We start from the raw sequence: 15,803 nt of genomic DNA, 5'->3' as shown, positions 1-15,803 counted from the left end.
ACCAATGATTCGGTGTCGGGCTACATTTTCGCTAACATTTCAGGAAGCTGTATTCCCGCTTTTTTTCAGCAAGACAAGCTGTCGTCCACCGATTTATATTGCATCTGTATTTTCCTTGCTATCCTTAATTAAGGAAATCAGAGCGTTAAGGCGATATTATGGAAATTAGCCGTATAATTCTCATTTTTACTGCTATGTTACTTCTGGCCTCGGCTGCCTATCCGGTATCAGCCCGTTTTCGAATCCCTTTCAGTGCGCTTCTGTTATTAATCGGCTATCTGTCCGGCGTCGTCATCGGCCTGTTTGGAATTGATAGCGGACTCCGTTGGCACCACTTTAAAGATATCGTTTTCAACGTATTTCTTCCCGTTTTAATTTTCGAATCTGCCCTGAATATCAATATCCGTTTATTGGTGCGAAACCTGACACCGATTTTATTACTGGCAATACCCGCGCTCCTGCTTACCACTCTGATCACAGCCAGCATTCTCTACTTCAGCATTGATCACAGCGCCTTTCCCTGGGTCGCGGCACTGATATGTGGCGTATTACTCTCGGCAACGGACCCGGTTGCCGTTCTGGACATGTTCAAACAATTTAATATTAATCCGCGTTTAACGGTAGTCATGGAGGGAGAGAGCCTGTTCAACGACGCAATCGCCATCGTGCTCTTTTCGCTCTTGCTTGCGATAGCTCTTGAGCCGGGGCAACAACTTTCCTGGCATACCCCGATTCTGCAATTTCTCTATGTCATGTTTGGTGGTGCAGTAGTTGGTATTATCGCCGGGTTACTCGTTATTTTGGCCAATCGCTGGGTGACAGACCCGATGGTATTTACCGGCATTACGCTCGGCTTTGCGTATTTGACCTTCCTCGGCGCAAAGGAATGGTTGCACGTCTCCGGCATTGTCGCGGTACTGGGCTACGGATTGTGCCTGGGCTGGGAAACCAGAAAACATCCAGAGGAGAACCGGTTTCCGTTACTGTTATCCATCTGGCAATTCTTTGCCTTTATGGCCAATGCCTTTGTGTTTCTGCTCGTGGGATTCACATTCACACTAAGCATGTTCACAGACATGTGGCTGGCAATGTTGTTTGGCATTCTGGCTGTTTTACTGGCGCGCGCAATTGGCATCTATACCAGCCTTCCTTTCATTGGCCGGATTCCCGGCGTCGAGCCGCTGAATCGCCAGCAACATTTCATTATTTACTGGGGTGGTTTACGCGGGGCGGTGGCGATTGCCCTGGCGCTCTCCCTGCCGCTTGAACTGGATTCCTGGTACACGATCCAGTCCATCACCTACGGGGTGGTATTTTTCTCGGTGTTTGTCCAGGCACCGTTACTCCATCCTGTATTGCAAAAGCTCAAGTCTCTGTAACTCCAGGAGTAATAAATCTGTCTTGAGCTAAATATTAGTTGTTTTGATTTTCATCCTGCCGCCATTGGTTATAGCAATCGAGCCCACAGAACCAGCGAATATATTCTTCGCCCTCATCCTTGAGGGCGTCGACGCGAGGAACTTCCTTCCGGCATACAGCACAACTGACTTTTTCCGGTAACGAAGCCTGTTCCGGGCTGTCGGGCTTTTTCGACATCAGTATTTCACCTCATCGATATGCATTGTGGATTGCATCAGTTTATACGCATCTTCCGCTTCCGCTTTGTCCCTCGCCTCAATCATGAGTACAGGATAGCCTTCTTTCAGAGCATCTTCCACGACCGCGGTCAAAACATCCTCTTTGACATGCAACCCATGAATCGCACCGGCCACCCCGCCAATCGTGGCAGCATAGCCGAGCACCATCAGTGGGGCAACAACCGGCGCGCTGACAAACAGGGCCGGCGCGCCCAGGCTGATCCCGGCAGCGCCGGCCGCACCGGCCACACCACCGACACCGGTACCCATGGAGATGTCTTTGATAAACTCGTCGCGTACAGCGCCGGATTCTGACTCGATTTTATGCTGCTGTTCCTCTACTGCCTCTTCCGCCCTGATGGGTGTGATCTGTCCGGTCTGGAAACCCTTATCGAGGAACAACCGCTCGGCCTGTTCCATTGCTCCTGCATCGGGAAAAATACCCGCCAACTTGTGTTGATATTCACTCACAGCCACACTCCCTTGAGATGATATCGCTTCCTCTTATATGCACCTGTTTAAAAATTAGCTCAACACTGTCGCACCGCATTGAAATAAATCAATACCGGGAATGCGTCAGGCATTGAAGCTACTCTCAAAGACGATAATAGTTTGCATTTTACCGGCCCTTTTACGATTGTGCCTTTTTAGCATTCCTGGCAGGTTCAAAATAAATTTCTAATCCCCATTTTCATAACGAATCTACTAGACTTTAAGTACATAGTAACCACGGAGCTGCAACATGGAATCCAAAATGGTTGATGTGATGCTGCATATCGATGAAAGAACCAGTTCGGACCAGCGTGATGGATTGCGCGACCGGCTGCTGCAACTCGATAGCGTGATGGCAGCGGATTATCGTGACAACCAGCCTCATCTGATAATTGTCGAGTACAACCCCGATCAGATTGCCTCACAACGACTGGTTGAAGTGGCCCGGGAAAACGGCTATCACGCCGAACTGGTCGGCATGTAGGCGACAAGGGCAAGCAACAAACAGAATTACCAGAGTCAGATAAATTGCAGCTCAGGGTACTGGTTTAAGGCCTTAATTTATTTATCTGGTTTTTCTTCGATAAGGCACTCCTGACCGAGCGCCATATTTGTCGCCAATGTGTAACAGCATCGCTTGGCCGATACGGCTCAACAAAAGGTGACCCAGCGCTCGTCTGGAGGAAATCCGGGGGTAAACACGGAATAACCTCCGGGCTAACCGATCCCCCTGGATATTATGTGATGATCGTTTCACGGTACGCGTGCCACGTCGCATAACCGAGTACCGGCGCGATGAGCACGAAGCCTATCAGTGCCGTCGCGAATCCTATTGCTGTCAGTGCCAGAATCAGCAATGCCCAGAGCGCCAGAGCCGACTTGTTTCGCCACACCGCATAAAAGCTTGTTGTAATTGCCGTCATGGCATCGGCATCCCGGTCCAGAATCATTGGCAAGGCAAATGAGCTGGCACCAAACAGCAGGCCGCCGAAAATAACGGCAACGACAAGGAACCCTGTATTAGACAGCGGCACCGCCGCAGAAGCCGCCGATTGCCCGGCTATCGTCACAACATTCATCACAATCGAAACAAGGATGAGCAGAAACATGAACATCAGGCTCAGCAACAGCGCCAGCATGAGCTCGTGCCCCATTTTAAGAAAAGCCTTGCTACGCTCGTGACGAAAACTCGGCTCGTGGTTTTTCTCGAGCTGGTGGCTTATATCGTAGAGGCCGAATGCGAGTGCGGGCCCCACTACCAGCAGACAGATAAACAGTGCAACCAGCAAATAACTCTCACTGGTCCAGGCTAAAGAAACAAGTAATGTTGCGGTGGTCCGACCCCGCCATAGCCGCTGTCGTGTGTTACAGAAAGAGGAACTGCCCTTCCGAGAAACAGGTTTCCAGCAGGCGTTACAGGCACTGCGCGAACAGTTTGAGGTGCAATGTTATGCGTGATTTTGCGGGATTCCGTCAGAATCTGTCCCGTTTTACGTAAAAATAAATCTGTCCCGTTTTTCCGCTTTCCGCTTTCCGCTTTCCGCTTTCCGCTTTCCGCTTTCCGCTTTCCGCTTTCCGCTTTCCGCTTTCCGCTGAATTGTATATCGCATTTTTTCCGATGGTGATCTTTTTGTCCTTCACAATGCCCTGAAAAGTATTCTTCCCGGTAAAGGCCAGATTGAAAACGACGGCAAAAACAGCCAACAGTGCGACTCCTTTGGTTTTGGGCATAACTGACTTAGTGAGCAGGCTGCCGATTTTAAATTCAGTGAAGAAATTGGCAAAAAATGCTCAGTTTTTCAGAGATCACCGTTTGATTTTATTCCGATAATAAGGTTATGGTGCATGTGACTGACTTCCTTTCCTTTCTTGATTTGTTTGCAAAGAAAGTAAATCCAGTCAATACTAACAATGATGTCAGCGTGTTATATTTTAAACCTTTTCGACTATCAACCCCGAAAGTTGAGTAAACTCATAATCTCTTTTTCATATAAATTATCCTCTAACGAGAAAAACTTTGTTTGAATGAGACTTAAGAATATACAGAAATTGCCTGATCTAATACGATTATTTCGTGCATTGCCAAATTCAGGTCATATTTTTCTGCGTCGAGAATTTGATCGTTATCATCGTTACTTATCAAGGCTGGCAAAGGCATATCGCCGAATTTTTCTTCGGCGAACCCGTATTGTTGCAGTTGTAGGTTCCCTTGGCAAAACTACTACACGCCGGACGATTAGTGCAGCTCTGAATTGTCCGGAAAGATATTTTTCTTTCAGTAACTACGGGTCAAGCCTCGCCGCAAATATCTTACGAATTCATTGGAACGACCACCATGCCGTTATTGAAGCCGGCGTTGCTGGTCCAGGTCCAATGGAGTCATATGCCAAAATGCTAAGGCCCGATATCGTTGTTGTAACCTCGATCAAGAGCGAGCATAATCGTTCGTTTCCCACGTTGCACGACACGCGTGCTGAAAAGGTAAAGATGGTCCGATCTTTGTCAAATAGGGGTATTGCAATCCTGAACGGCGATGATCCAAATGTACGTTGGATGGCGACTCAAACTAATGCACAAGTAATCACGGTAGGTTTGAACACAGATAATGACATCAGGGCTGAACAAATAAAAAGCTCCTCCGACGGAACTACATTCACTGCCATTTTTCCAAATGGGTCCTTTCAAATTAAAACCCAGTTTTTAGGCCTTCACATGGTCTATCCCTTCCTTGCTGCCTTGGCAGTGGCTAACATAGAAAACGTGAATATTGACCTTGCCGTTGCGCGGCTGAGTGAAGTGGCGTCTGCGGAATCTCGGATGGAAATGCTACGATTGCCTGGAGACATAACGCTGCTCGACGATAGCTTCAAGGGGACAATTGAGTCTGTCCATGCTGCATTTGATGTCTTAGCATCAATTCCAGCTTCACGCAAGATAGTGGTGTTTGGTGGCGTGGAGGAACCGCCATACAAACAAGGTGATTTAAATCGAGAAATTGGTCGGTGGCTGGGAAAAATTGCTGACGAGGTGATCTGTCTGGGCACAGGTATGAGCGGCATTCGTGCAGGTGCTGTGGAAGCGGGTTTAAGCCGGGAGTCGGTCCAGCTTATCAGACCGGATTTCAAGGCAGTTGTGTCGTTGCTGGAGCTCAAATTGCGCAAAGGTGACATAGTCTTGATCAAAGGTAAGAGCACTCAGCGTTTGCGCCGTGTAGTACTTTCTATTTTAGGCCATCAAGTATCTTGCGTTGTGCCATATTGTAAGGTGAAAGTACGTTCCTGCGATGTATGCCCTTTGCTTGATGCTCCGGCTCAACTGTTTCACAACCACTACATTTCCCGCTATGTGCGTGCATAACACACAAACAATTCTATTTGATTTTATTACATATCCAATACGGTTTATATGAGTTCTCTATTTATTCATGTTTCAGGTTGAGTTCAAGCACCGTCCATTCTTTGCGTTCGGAATCTCCAAAGTCGTGTCGCTTATGAGTTGTTCCCGTCTTTCGATAACCAAATTTTTCTATATACCAGTGGATAACGTTCGGACGATCGGCTTCGGTTCGCACATGGTGAACACCTCGTGCACGCATTTCTTCGAGCCGTTTATGCTGTAATTTATAACCAATTCCACAACCGAGAAACTCGGGGGAAACTGCAAGGCTGGCTGTTTCCGCATGCTCGGCGTCAATCATAAGAAAACTACCCACACCGACAATCCTGTTTTGTAATAGGGCGACAAAAGTGTTCCCGATTTCAATATGATCACGTTCGGGCCGGACTCCTGTGTTGCTTGTGCTTTCCGGCTTCATGTTCCACTTTTCAAGCAAACTCAACACATCCGGCAGATCCTCCTGCTGCATTGGTCGAATGTAAGCCTCGGTCGCCTCCCAATTGGCTGAATCCCCTATGCCCAGATGTTTCCTGGTATGAGCCGGCGAAGAAACCGGCCGACCTAACTCATCGGCAAGTCTGGCAACACGTGCAACTAAATCGCCATTGCTTGCAGGCTGCATTTGCTTGTAATCCATAAAAGGGCTATCCTCAAGTCCTACTCGCACATGTCCACCCAGGAGCATTGCGGCGGTGTTCATACTTAACTGATAGCGCCCGATCCCCGCAGCGGCCCAAATCCATGATGCCGGAATCTCGCGCGTCAGATTACAGAGATCAAGTACTCTTCCTGGTACACTCCCCAATGAACCCAGCAAAAGATTAATATAACAGTTTTTTGGCAGCATTCCTTTGCGACGCAAATAGAAGCCGTAATTAAGCATGCCCATATCAAAAACTTCGAGTTCAGGAAGAATGTTCCGTTCTTTCATGCGGATTACCAGTTCCTGGATCGTATCGGGTGCGTTGATAGAAGCAGTATTAGGGAAGTTAAGAGAACCTAAAGTCAAAGAAGCCATATCTGGTTTTGCATCCCCTTCCAGACTCAAAACCGCTGCTCGTTTTTCCACGCTCCCGTGTTCTCGTCCGCTGGTAGTGGCTATTAATACAACATCTGAATTATATTTGCGGATGCCCTCAAAAATACGTGCGTAAGGTTCTGGTCGCCATTCGGGACGACCGTTTTCGTCCCTTGCATGGATGTGCAGCATGCTGGCACCATGCTCGATGGCTTGCAAACCATCCTCAATGATTTGCATCGTATTCATGGGTAAGTGTGGTGCTTTGTCACGTTGAAGTACGTTGCCAGTCAAACAGGTATTTATGATTAATGGAGCATCGCTTATACCTGATGGAGTTCCCCCGTCATAAAGAGCCATAAAATTCGGTTCTGAATACATGTCAATCCCTCCAAAATTTACAATACCCATTTGTTTCCTAGCCACATTTCAAGTTCAACAGGTCTTTTTGCCAACCCGTTGGCGGGGGAAAATGTGACTTCGAGAAGATATATTCTTTCATTACTTCCAAACAATAAATCAACTCTTGCAAAAGGCACGCAACCTCCGATTCGAGATGCCAAGTACTTCATTTGTTGCTTTATCTCATCAGGTAAATCCTGATTTTTAACTTGCGGCCTGGCTGACTGTAGCGAAGACGGTAAAGGACAAAAATCGGAGTCGAGGCGCGTAAGTTCTTCCACTTCCCCAGACTTTCTGTTCACCTTCCTGTGAAGTAATATATATTCAACTTTTCCATTAAATACAAAGAAATCATATGATGTAGATCTGTTGTTTCCTACAACATCTTCATCAATTATTATTTCTCTATCAAAAACATTATACCACCACTCACCGTCTTCAAGCCCAAAAGGTCTAGCAAGCCATCTTTTGCATTCTTGTTCAAGCTTTACAATCTTTCTTTCGTCAAGCGGATAACATACTTGTTTGTACATGCCTGACCCATGCGTGGCTTTTATATAGTAAGATCCCCGTTTTATTTCATGATTTCTTGGGAGCCTAGGTACAGATGTACGCCAATAAATTTCGGGGCATTGAACAACATCCGCAAGGTCCTCCGGAATGAAATGTGACGTGAGAAGCTTATTACCACTCTCAGGAATCTTGATCTCAGAAAAAAATTTTAACCAAAGTATCTTTTCATTAAAGTATTTGGGATTTATCAAGTCAGGTATCTGACCTAATTTTTTGTAATATTTCACCATTGCCAAGGTCAGGATGCGTCTTAAATCTGATTCTTCATAAAAATCTATCCCTCTACAATATCCATTTGGAGGATTTTTTTTAAATGGTGAATCAGGCAATTTTTTGATTGCCTCAATTTGTAATGTAGATATTTTTTTGTATGCATGTATATAATATTTTTTTCTTATATTTCGAATTAATTTATCTATAGGTTTTATTTTCATAAGTGAAGAACCATTTTTTCTATAAAAACTTACCGATTGCCTGGTTGTGACAACCCAAAATTAATCACCTATGATAACGCAAAATTAACCAATCCAAAGGTTGATACTTCAAGCACCTTATCAGTAACATCACCTGGCAACCGGTGACTGTCAAAGACAGTTAGCGCATGAGGTCATGCACACTCTAATTCCGGCTCCGGCCTGGTCACGGATTCCGACTTAGAGGTCAAATCTTGACATGACAGTTCTGTAAGCCTCGCTCAACCTTTTGTCTTTCCTCATTACCCCCTGAATCCGCCTGATATTCTGGCCTACCGCCGAGTAGTGAATCCCCCGAACCGCTCACCGATAGCCGCCAGGGTCATCTCGGTCTCGTTCCAGCACAGCAGCATGGTCACCTGGCGGGCCTGGCGCTCCCTGGGCGCAAGTTACCGGCCGCGCCGGGTGGAGGAGCGCCTTCGCATCCATATCCCACGCGGAGGCCACGGCATAAAGCACCTCGTCCGGGCTGCGAAGGCGCTACGCTCCCGGCGCGGAGTTTCACTGCCCTATGTGCAACCTCCCGCCATACAGTCCCCTGGGTGAGATAACGTAGATTTTGGGGGCCAGCAGCGAGTAGCCCAAGATGCCCAAGCCATCGTCCGATCAGCAGGAGAATCAGGTGACCCCAAACCCCAATCTGGAAAAGCGCAGTCGCCAGCAATTCACTAAGGAGTACCAAGCTCCGGATTATCGCCGAGGCCGACGCTTGCCAGCATGGGGAGCTGGGGCGGAACGTGTCAACCTTTTTCCTCAGCTCTATGTCGGGCTCCCACCTGATCCTGTGAACAGTGATTTGATCGACTCCAGGCTGCCCAAGATACCAGTAGCCTCGTATGGCACCATCATGTGATCGCCCTCTTTGGCGATACCGGATAATGTATCCATGTAACGCTGGGCGATCAGATAGCTGACCACGGTTTGGGCATTGAGCTCGGCCTTTGTCTCCTTGCCCGCACTCAGTACCTCTTCGATGGACTTGCGTTCGAAATTTTACAGCTTGGGCCGGACCAAGGGTACAGCTTGGGTCGGACCAACATAACTTATTGAAAAACTGGACAAATTCTTTCAAATCAGCCCTTGTTTCACCCTTACAATGGCGATTCTCCCCCCAAATCAGCACAGTAGGCCGTGACGGGTTCACGCAACGCCAGCATCCCGTGCTGTTCATCGATCACCCGGCGGCAGCTACGGTGACCGAGTGTCGACTTGACCGCCTCGAGAAAATCCCACTCACCGACAGCCAGGCTCTCCGTCCAGCCGGGTTCGCGCGCGTATTCCCCTTTGGCCAACACGGCTTCGATCCAGTCGGCATGCTGTTGCCTCAACGCGGCATCATCATGAAACCCCAACAGCTCACACAGGGCCCGCCGATCAATCACGGTGTAGCGTTGCGGCGGTTGCTGTATCTCACGGTAACTGCACACCGCCCACTCGGCCGGGTGGCGGACAACACCGGCCCGCACCATGCTCAGATCGATGTACACCATACAGCGCGCTAGATAGCCTTCGCTATCGACTGCGGTGGCGTGATAGCGGTCTTCCCGGAACCACCCCCTTGCGGCCTTTTCGCCGGTTGTATTCCTGCGCGGTCCGTCCGGCGACAAGCTGCATCGACCGGGCATTTCCCCCTCGCCGCGATCGCGGACCAGCAGGTGAATGTGATTGAAGGTGGCAAAGTGGTTCAACACGCAAAGCCCGAAACGATTTTTGGCCTGGTACAGCCAGTACCGCCAGCGCAGACGGTCTTTGGCGAATTTGAGCAGAAAATCTTTCCGGTGACAGCAGAGGGTAATGTACCAGACGTGATGGGGTAAAAAAATAGCGACTCGCGCGCGGCATGACGGCTTCCTCAAAGCGACGTTTTCATCCATGAAATGAGGCGTTTAAGGCCTCAGACAGTACTTATTTTAAGTGAAAGTTCCGTGGTTTCAATATGTTGCGGTGGTCCGACCCTTGGTTGGTGGTATCGCGTTGAGTTCCGGTAAAGCGCGATGACGGGAAAGGGGAAACAGCCTGTTAAGCAATGACAAGATATTGATAGTCCTTGAATAATATATCATCAGCCGGGTGTAACACTGACTTGTGACTTGTGACTTGTGACTTGTGACTTGTGATTAATGATTAATCATTGAACGACACCGAGGCTGATCAGGGCAAGATGCATCCCCTGTACCAGGGCAATCACCAGGATAAGCGCGACCGGGTAGACCGAGGAGTACGCGATGACCGGTCGCTCCGAGACATCGGCCTGGCGAATGATATCCAGCCCCGGGGTGAACGTCATACCGCCGCAAATGACACCAAAACACTCGCTCACCGGGATTTTCATGTAAAAGTGTCCGAACAGGAAACTGGCCAGCATGGGAATAACGGCGAACAGCACCGCGTACATGGCGTAATAGACGGCCTGAAAATCCAGGGACTCGACAAAGCTCTGTCCGGTATCAAACCCGACCTGGACGAAAAACAGCGCCAGCCCCAATTCTTTCAGCACGGCTGTCGCATTACGTGGGAAGCGCCCGATAAAATTCCCAATCCGACCGAAATGGCCAAAGATCAACCCCGCCACCAGTGCCCCACCGGCGAGCCCCAGGGAAAATGGCCCCAGCGTCGGCACCGGGATGATCAGGCCGCCAATGGCAAAGGCGAGAAACAACGTCGCGGCCAGCGAGCCGATATCCACCCGCCGTTGCACGGTGTGGTGCTCATGGCCAAGGAACAGCTCCAGCTGATCGAGCTGGTAGGGTGTCCCCACCGCGACAACGACATCGCCGTATTCCAGCGAGAGATCGTGACGCGGCACAAATTCAACATTGGAGCGAATCACGCGGGTGATAGAGATATTGTATCTGAGCCGGATACCCAGATCGTTCAGGGTCCGATTCACTACGGAGGTGTTCTCTACCACGATGGAGCGGGTGTCCAGTTCCGAGTTCTCATCGAACTTTTCCTGCACTTCCTCGCCCAGCATCTCACCGACCGTTTGCACGTCTTCGGTCAGGCCTTCCAGCCGCACGATATCGCCAACCAGCAGTACCGTACTCCCGCTTGCCGTTCGCAGCGAGAGATCGCGCAGGATCCCGGAGACCACGACATTATGCGTCTGAAAGATCTCGGTATCGCGTAACAGCTTGCCGGATAGTTCAGGGTTATGCACTTTGTACACCGCGGTATGCATTTGTGAACGGGATTGCACTTCCGCCTCCATTCGCCCGCGCAATAATTTTACAGATATCGTAATAAATAGAATCACGCCCAACAGGCCGAAGGGATAGGCGACGCCGTAGCCAAAGATAACCTCGCTCTCCGGGCTGAACTGCAAGGCACTGATCAGCGCAGGACTGGAGGTAAAGGCCCCGGCAAACAGACCGAGTCCAATGCCCGTGGGCACCGACGCGATGGCGATGATCGCAACCACGGTGACACCGGCAACAGCCAGCAATATCAGGACATTGATAATATAGCGCTTGCCGTGCTGTTTGAAGGCACGGAAGAAACTCGGGCCGGCTTCCAGTCCGACGCAGAGCAAAAACAGGACAATGCCGAGATCCTGAAGGATGATGATAGGCTCGAATTGATAAAAGTAGCCGGCAATCATCGCAACGATCAAAACACCGCTCGAGCCAAAACCGACTCCCTTGATCCGCAGATTGCCAAAAGCAACCCCGAGCAGAATGACCAGAAAGGTAACGATCAGCTCGGTCTTGCGGAAGAAGAACTCAATGGGTACAACACCTTCTGTTTCCAGCATAGGACCTGATCCCGGTTAGCGCGAAGTCCTGCGGACTCCGGTGAGCCGTGTTCAGTTTGCGGGCAACTGAATCACTCGCATGGCGATGTGCGACTGGCACAGCCTGATAAGATAAATTCAATCATATTCAACCCGGCAGCCCGGATCAATCCAACCAGAGTGCACCAATCCGGAAATGTTTGGGTCGGAGCCACCATCATCCCGGCGAATCCCGGGGTCCAGACTGCTTTATGGCGGCGGTCTTCCTGAGTTCCGCCCGCGCCGGAAAGACGAAAATCCTGAAATTTTTTGTCTTAAGTAAATGTCATTCGGCTATGACACCTTTAATAAAGAGCGCACCGCAAATAATAGTGATACGTGTTTGTCACCGACTTCTATTATTATCGAGGCGGCAGAGTCTTGATGTCGGGCCGACGAAATCCCAGCCGGTAAACCAGCATGACGCCCAGGCCGGCGATAGCCAGGCCAATGACATCGGTCATGATCAGGCGATCCCCGAAGGCCGCCCAGGCCATCAGCATGGTTACCGGCGGGCTGAGATAAAACAGGCTGGCCACGCGCGTGGCGTCATGGCGCACCAGTAGCCGCCACATACTCCAGTACGCCCCCAGCGAGACCACCAGTACCAGCCAGCCCATCGTGGCAATAAACGGCAGCGTCCATTCTGTATAGAAGGACTCCCATAACCAGGCCGGCAGTACCAGCACCAGGGCCGAGGCGGCACTTTGATAAAACAACACATTGATATCCGACAGCCGACTGACCCGCACATCACGTTCGCGCCGGCGCTGCAGCAAACTGGCAATGGTGATAGCGACCACCGAGCCAAACGGAATCAGATAACCCCACAACGATGTCTCCGAGTCCTGAGAAAGGCGCGCGCCGACCGCGATGACCACGCCACAAAATCCCAGCACCAATCCCAGCCACTGCCAGCGATCCGTGCGTTCACCCAGTACCGGCCCCGACAGGGCCCCGGTCAGCAGGGGTTGCAACGCCGTCACCAGCGCCACGATCCCGGCCGGCACACCCATATCGAGCGACACCAGTACACAGCCGAGCCACACGGCATGGGCCAGAACACCGACCAACGCCGTGTGCGCCGCCGAATTGAGACCAGGCCAGATCAACCGGCCGCGCAGCCACAGCCATAGCCCCAACAACGCGGTCAGGATCAGATAGCGCCAGAACAACAGACTCCAGGGGCCGGAGAACGGCAAACCGTACTCGGCACCGATGAAGCCGGAGTTCCACAGTAAAACAAACAGCAATTCGAGCCCGAGCAGTCGGGCGAGGACATGTTTCATCGACAATCCTGATGAGCAATAGAAGTCAAAGCAAGTTATCCACAAAAGGATAATAAAATGGCTCTGATAATTTTAAAAGGATTGATGAAAAAATAATCCCTCCGACACCTTTTCACTGGTCAAATGGATTGTCAACAGCCCGGCAGGGACGCCCGCATTCAACGAGAAACTCGGACAGATGACACTGCTGAGTTACCCTGTCATTGCCATCCCATCGACGGTGATGATGATGGCAATTCTGTATTACCTGTGGCGAACGATTCGTACGCTGACCGGGTATAAATTAGAAGAAACCATTACCACGCCTGGCGACTGAGTAATCGGAGCCTGACACGATCGGGAACCAATGATTTTCCGGCGCTGCAAGGCGTGGGATGAAGTACTACCGATTCACCTGAATAACTGTTCCAGATTCATGCACACCCTGTACTCTGGCTAATCCTGCAGGTCACGCTGGCGCTAGCCTGCGTGACACCCCTTGCCGATACGCAGAATGTCAGGTAGCGCTGCGCGCAACCTGACCTGCCTCTCTGCCCACCTTTCAGGAACAGTTATCTAGACAACGAGACAGCCCCCCGGAAAAACCTGGATCTGTCGTGTTGCTCTTTGATCCAGGCTACCTGGTCAATGAACCGGTATTCGGATCACCTATTTAGTAGACCGGCACCAGGTGATAGCCCTGTGCCTGGTATCCGATCAGTGAAATAAAGCCGTCACCGACCAGGTTAAGGTCTGGTAGCAGGGTGTTGTTATCAATGCCGAACGCCTCGGTTGCCACGGCACAGATTTCCTGTTCAATGCCCAGTGCCGCAAGCTTTTCGACATTGCTTTCAATTTCCATCAGCACGGCGCCGTGTCGGTCTGCAACTTCCTCTTTCGGTGAGGTGCTGAGATATTGCACGCTGGGGCCAATGTAGACCATCACAAAATCCGGCGTCACACCCTGGGCCTGCATGCCCTTGAAGGTGCCCTGAATGACCTCCAGATAGAAATTCATTTTCTTCGCATCGGCAATATCGATCAGAAACACCGCCTTACCGACGTTCAGATCAGCCAGTGCAGCACGGTCGTTTATCTCTCTGTCGGCATGACTATGGCTGGTTGCCAGCGCCAGTGACAGAATCAGTAAAGTGTATTGAAATAATTTTATCATGATGAATTCCGTGATGTTTGCTGGTTTGGCATGTTCTGCAGATCAATTATCGAGCAACTGGTTTTACGCGTTTGCCGGCAGTTTTGATCGCCCGGCTGATGATCGTATGAACAGCGCTTCTGTTGCAGCTCATGATAATCAGACTCGCTATAGGCTGTTGCGGGGAGATTGGGTGGGTAATACACGCACCCCCCGCACAGCGCATTGACTTCAACCTTTTTTAACATAGAACTGGATCACCCCGTCGCTCTCCCCTGACTCCAAAAGCGTATGTCCCGTCCGCTCGCACCAGGAAGGAATATCCGTGAGCGTTCCGGGATCGGTGGCAATGATCTCCAGCACTTCGCCGCTGTCGATCTTTTTCATCGCGACATTGGTTTCCACGATCGGCATGGGACAACATTTGCCACTGGTATCCAGCTTGCTGTTGGCTTTGATATCACTCATCGTTGCGCTCCTTAAAAATACTGGCAATGTTCGGCTTTGGCGGCTTTATCGTTCAAAAACCACGATGCGCCGACGATGCCGCTGGCTTCCGGGACCAGGTTGTCCTCGTTCACGCCGAAGATACTGGCCGCCAGGCTGCAGGCATAAAAATTCACGTTGCCGGTGGCTTTGAGGGCCTGAATCACGTCATAGATATCCGGCGGCAAGCCCGCCTTCTCGACCTGCTGGCGAACCCAGGCATCCTGATCGGCATGTTCCCCCTGGATTACCTGGCCTTTCGCGCCGTCCTCGGTCAGCGCCCTGACCGCCCAGTTCACAAACAGCAGATCGACCTGGGTCCCTTCCGCCCCCTGCAGATAAGCGAACGCCAGGGGGGTGAGCAGTTTGTCGTAGCCGTCTTCACGGACCACGATTGCGAGTGATTTCATCGTTGCCTCCTTAGAACGAACGTTCGTTCTAATTTCAGGGCCAAAAAAAAGCCGATGCCGCCTGAACCCGATTGTTCAGACCGCCACCGACCGCCAGGCACATTGCCAGATCTCATCGAGATACGCCGGCAATGGCGCGTCCAGAATCCCGTCCAGACGTAACTGAATTAAGCGCAACGCCCCGCCAAACACGGCCGAGGCGGCAACAATCGGGGTCATTTCGCGGATTTCACCGCCCTGCATCCCGGCGCTCACCATCTCGCGCATCTGCACGAAGGGGCGCGAGGAGCAGACCGGTTTCTGATCCGGAATAAACTCCCGATGACGAGAGAACAGCATGAAACGCATCATCGCCGGCTCCTGCTCGGTCAGCTCAAACAGCAGCGCGATCACCGCCCGGCAGCGATCGTGGGCCGTGGGATGGGCGGCTTCGATCTGGCTGAATTGCGCTTCCATTCGCTCGACCAGGCTGTCGTACAGGCTGCGGGCAATCCCTTCCTTGTCGCCAAAATAGTGATAGATGGAGCCGGTACTCACCGATGAGACCTTCACGATGTCCGGAATCGAGGTATTGAAATACCCCTGCTCGGTAAAGAGATCCAGGGCCGCCCCCAGCACCTGTTTGGTGGCCGGGGCGGTGCGATCGCGTTTGGTTGCGGTGCCGGTTTCCACACATCAAGACTAGAATGAACATTCGTTCTAGTCAACCAATTAAACACCTTA

At 50.8% G+C, this 15,803-nt stretch carries 15 protein-coding genes and 2 pseudogenes; 4 read left to right on the top strand and 13 right to left on the bottom strand.

Annotation, left to right across the window (positions count from 1 at the left end):
* Nucleotides 1-158: 158 nt before the first annotated feature.
* The gene (locus tag U5J94_RS01755) at nucleotides 159-1,379 is read left to right on the top strand and encodes a sodium:proton antiporter (RefSeq protein ID WP_322563930.1); all 1,221 of its coding nucleotides are present in this window, start codon (nucleotides 159-161) and stop codon (nucleotides 1,377-1,379) included.
* 34 nt (nucleotides 1,380-1,413) lie between these two features.
* Here the strand turns inward: U5J94_RS01755 and U5J94_RS01750 are convergent, their stop codons facing one another.
* On the bottom strand, nucleotides 1,414-1,596 hold the full coding sequence (locus U5J94_RS01750; protein WP_322563929.1) for a DUF3330 domain-containing protein: 183 nt from the start codon (nucleotides 1,594-1,596) through the stop codon (nucleotides 1,414-1,416).
* Nucleotides 1,596-2,108: a hypothetical protein gene (locus U5J94_RS01745; RefSeq protein WP_322563928.1), complete on the bottom strand. Its 513-nt coding sequence runs from the start codon at nucleotides 2,106-2,108 to the stop codon at nucleotides 1,596-1,598. Before U5J94_RS01745 ends, U5J94_RS01750 begins: the two co-directional genes overlap by 1 nt.
* Nucleotides 2,109-2,379: 271 nt before the next feature.
* Between U5J94_RS01745 and U5J94_RS01740 the strand changes: the two genes are divergently transcribed.
* Nucleotides 2,380-2,613: a hypothetical protein gene (locus U5J94_RS01740; RefSeq protein ID WP_322563927.1), complete on the top strand. Its 234-nt coding sequence runs from the start codon at nucleotides 2,380-2,382 to the stop codon at nucleotides 2,611-2,613.
* 253 nt (nucleotides 2,614-2,866) lie between these two features.
* On the opposite strand, the gene U5J94_RS01735 is transcribed toward U5J94_RS01740, so the two are convergent.
* Both U5J94_RS01735 and U5J94_RS01730 read right to left on the bottom strand, forming a co-directional pair.
* Nucleotides 2,867-3,418 carry a DUF2189 domain-containing protein gene (locus tag U5J94_RS01735; protein ID WP_322563926.1) on the bottom strand — a complete coding sequence of 184 codons (552 nt, stop codon included), beginning with the start codon at nucleotides 3,416-3,418 and terminating at the stop codon, nucleotides 2,867-2,869.
* Between the two features lie 184 nt (nucleotides 3,419-3,602).
* Nucleotides 3,603-3,860, bottom strand: coding sequence for a hypothetical protein (locus tag U5J94_RS01730; RefSeq protein WP_322563925.1), 258 nt, complete (start codon nucleotides 3,858-3,860; stop codon nucleotides 3,603-3,605).
* Between the two features lie 294 nt (nucleotides 3,861-4,154).
* On the opposite strand from U5J94_RS01730, the gene U5J94_RS01725 reads away from it, so the two are divergent.
* Nucleotides 4,155-5,486: a Mur ligase family protein gene (locus tag U5J94_RS01725; RefSeq protein ID WP_322563924.1), complete on the top strand. Its 1,332-nt coding sequence runs from the start codon at nucleotides 4,155-4,157 to the stop codon at nucleotides 5,484-5,486.
* Nucleotides 5,487-5,547: 61 nt separating this feature from the next.
* Here the strand turns inward: U5J94_RS01725 and U5J94_RS01720 are convergent, their stop codons facing one another.
* From U5J94_RS01720 to U5J94_RS01700, 5 genes and pseudogenes are all read right to left on the bottom strand, one after another.
* The gene (locus U5J94_RS01720; protein WP_322563923.1) at nucleotides 5,548-6,954 is read right to left on the bottom strand and encodes a GNAT family N-acetyltransferase; all 1,407 of its coding nucleotides are present in this window, start codon (nucleotides 6,952-6,954) and stop codon (nucleotides 5,548-5,550) included.
* Nucleotides 6,942-7,952, bottom strand: a complete 1,011-nt coding sequence (locus U5J94_RS01715; RefSeq protein ID WP_322563922.1) for an ATP-grasp fold amidoligase family protein — start codon at nucleotides 7,950-7,952, stop codon at nucleotides 6,942-6,944. The genes U5J94_RS01720 and U5J94_RS01715 overlap by 13 nt, the downstream gene beginning before the upstream one ends.
* A 1,130-nt stretch (nucleotides 7,953-9,082) precedes the next feature.
* Nucleotides 9,083-9,833: pseudogene (locus U5J94_RS01710) on the bottom strand (transposase).
* Nucleotides 9,834-10,119: 286 nt separating this feature from the next.
* Nucleotides 10,120-11,745: an aspartate:alanine exchanger family transporter gene (locus U5J94_RS01705; RefSeq protein ID WP_322563920.1), complete on the bottom strand. Its 1,626-nt coding sequence runs from the start codon at nucleotides 11,743-11,745 to the stop codon at nucleotides 10,120-10,122.
* A 380-nt stretch (nucleotides 11,746-12,125) separates the two neighbouring features.
* Nucleotides 12,126-13,052: a DMT family transporter gene (locus U5J94_RS01700; RefSeq protein WP_322563919.1), complete on the bottom strand. Its 927-nt coding sequence runs from the start codon at nucleotides 13,050-13,052 to the stop codon at nucleotides 12,126-12,128.
* Nucleotides 13,053-13,161: 109 nt separating this feature from the next.
* Here U5J94_RS01700 and U5J94_RS01695 point away from each other — a divergent pair.
* Nucleotides 13,162-13,368 (top strand): annotated as a pseudogene (locus tag U5J94_RS01695) (MFS transporter); the annotation flags it as partial.
* Nucleotides 13,369-13,704: 336 nt separating this feature from the next.
* Here U5J94_RS01695 and U5J94_RS01690 read toward each other — a convergent pair.
* The 4 genes from U5J94_RS01690 to U5J94_RS01675 all read right to left on the bottom strand — a co-directional run bounded on the left by U5J94_RS01690 (nucleotide 13,705) and on the right by U5J94_RS01675 (nucleotide 15,752).
* On the bottom strand, nucleotides 13,705-14,205 hold the full coding sequence (locus U5J94_RS01690; RefSeq protein WP_322563917.1) for a DsrE family protein: 501 nt from the start codon (nucleotides 14,203-14,205) through the stop codon (nucleotides 13,705-13,707).
* Between the two features lie 210 nt (nucleotides 14,206-14,415).
* Entirely contained in the window at nucleotides 14,416-14,652 is a 237-nt protein-coding gene (locus U5J94_RS01685) for a sulfurtransferase TusA family protein (protein ID WP_322563916.1), read from the bottom strand.
* 11 nt (nucleotides 14,653-14,663) lie between these two features.
* On the bottom strand, nucleotides 14,664-15,080 hold the full coding sequence (locus tag U5J94_RS01680) for a DsrE family protein (RefSeq protein WP_322563915.1): 417 nt from the start codon (nucleotides 15,078-15,080) through the stop codon (nucleotides 14,664-14,666).
* A 75-nt stretch (nucleotides 15,081-15,155) separates the two neighbouring features.
* Complete coding sequence (locus tag U5J94_RS01675; protein WP_322563914.1) at nucleotides 15,156-15,752, bottom strand: TetR/AcrR family transcriptional regulator; 597 nt, start codon at nucleotides 15,750-15,752, stop codon at nucleotides 15,156-15,158.
* Between the last annotated feature and the right edge of the window lie 51 nt (nucleotides 15,753-15,803).

This window comes from Thiohalophilus sp., from assembly GCF_034522235.1.
Lineage (GTDB): Bacteria > Pseudomonadota > Gammaproteobacteria > UBA6429 > Thiohalophilaceae > Thiohalophilus.
Note: the sequence above shows the minus strand (reverse complement) of the source record. Positions and strands in the feature narration are given on the sequence as shown.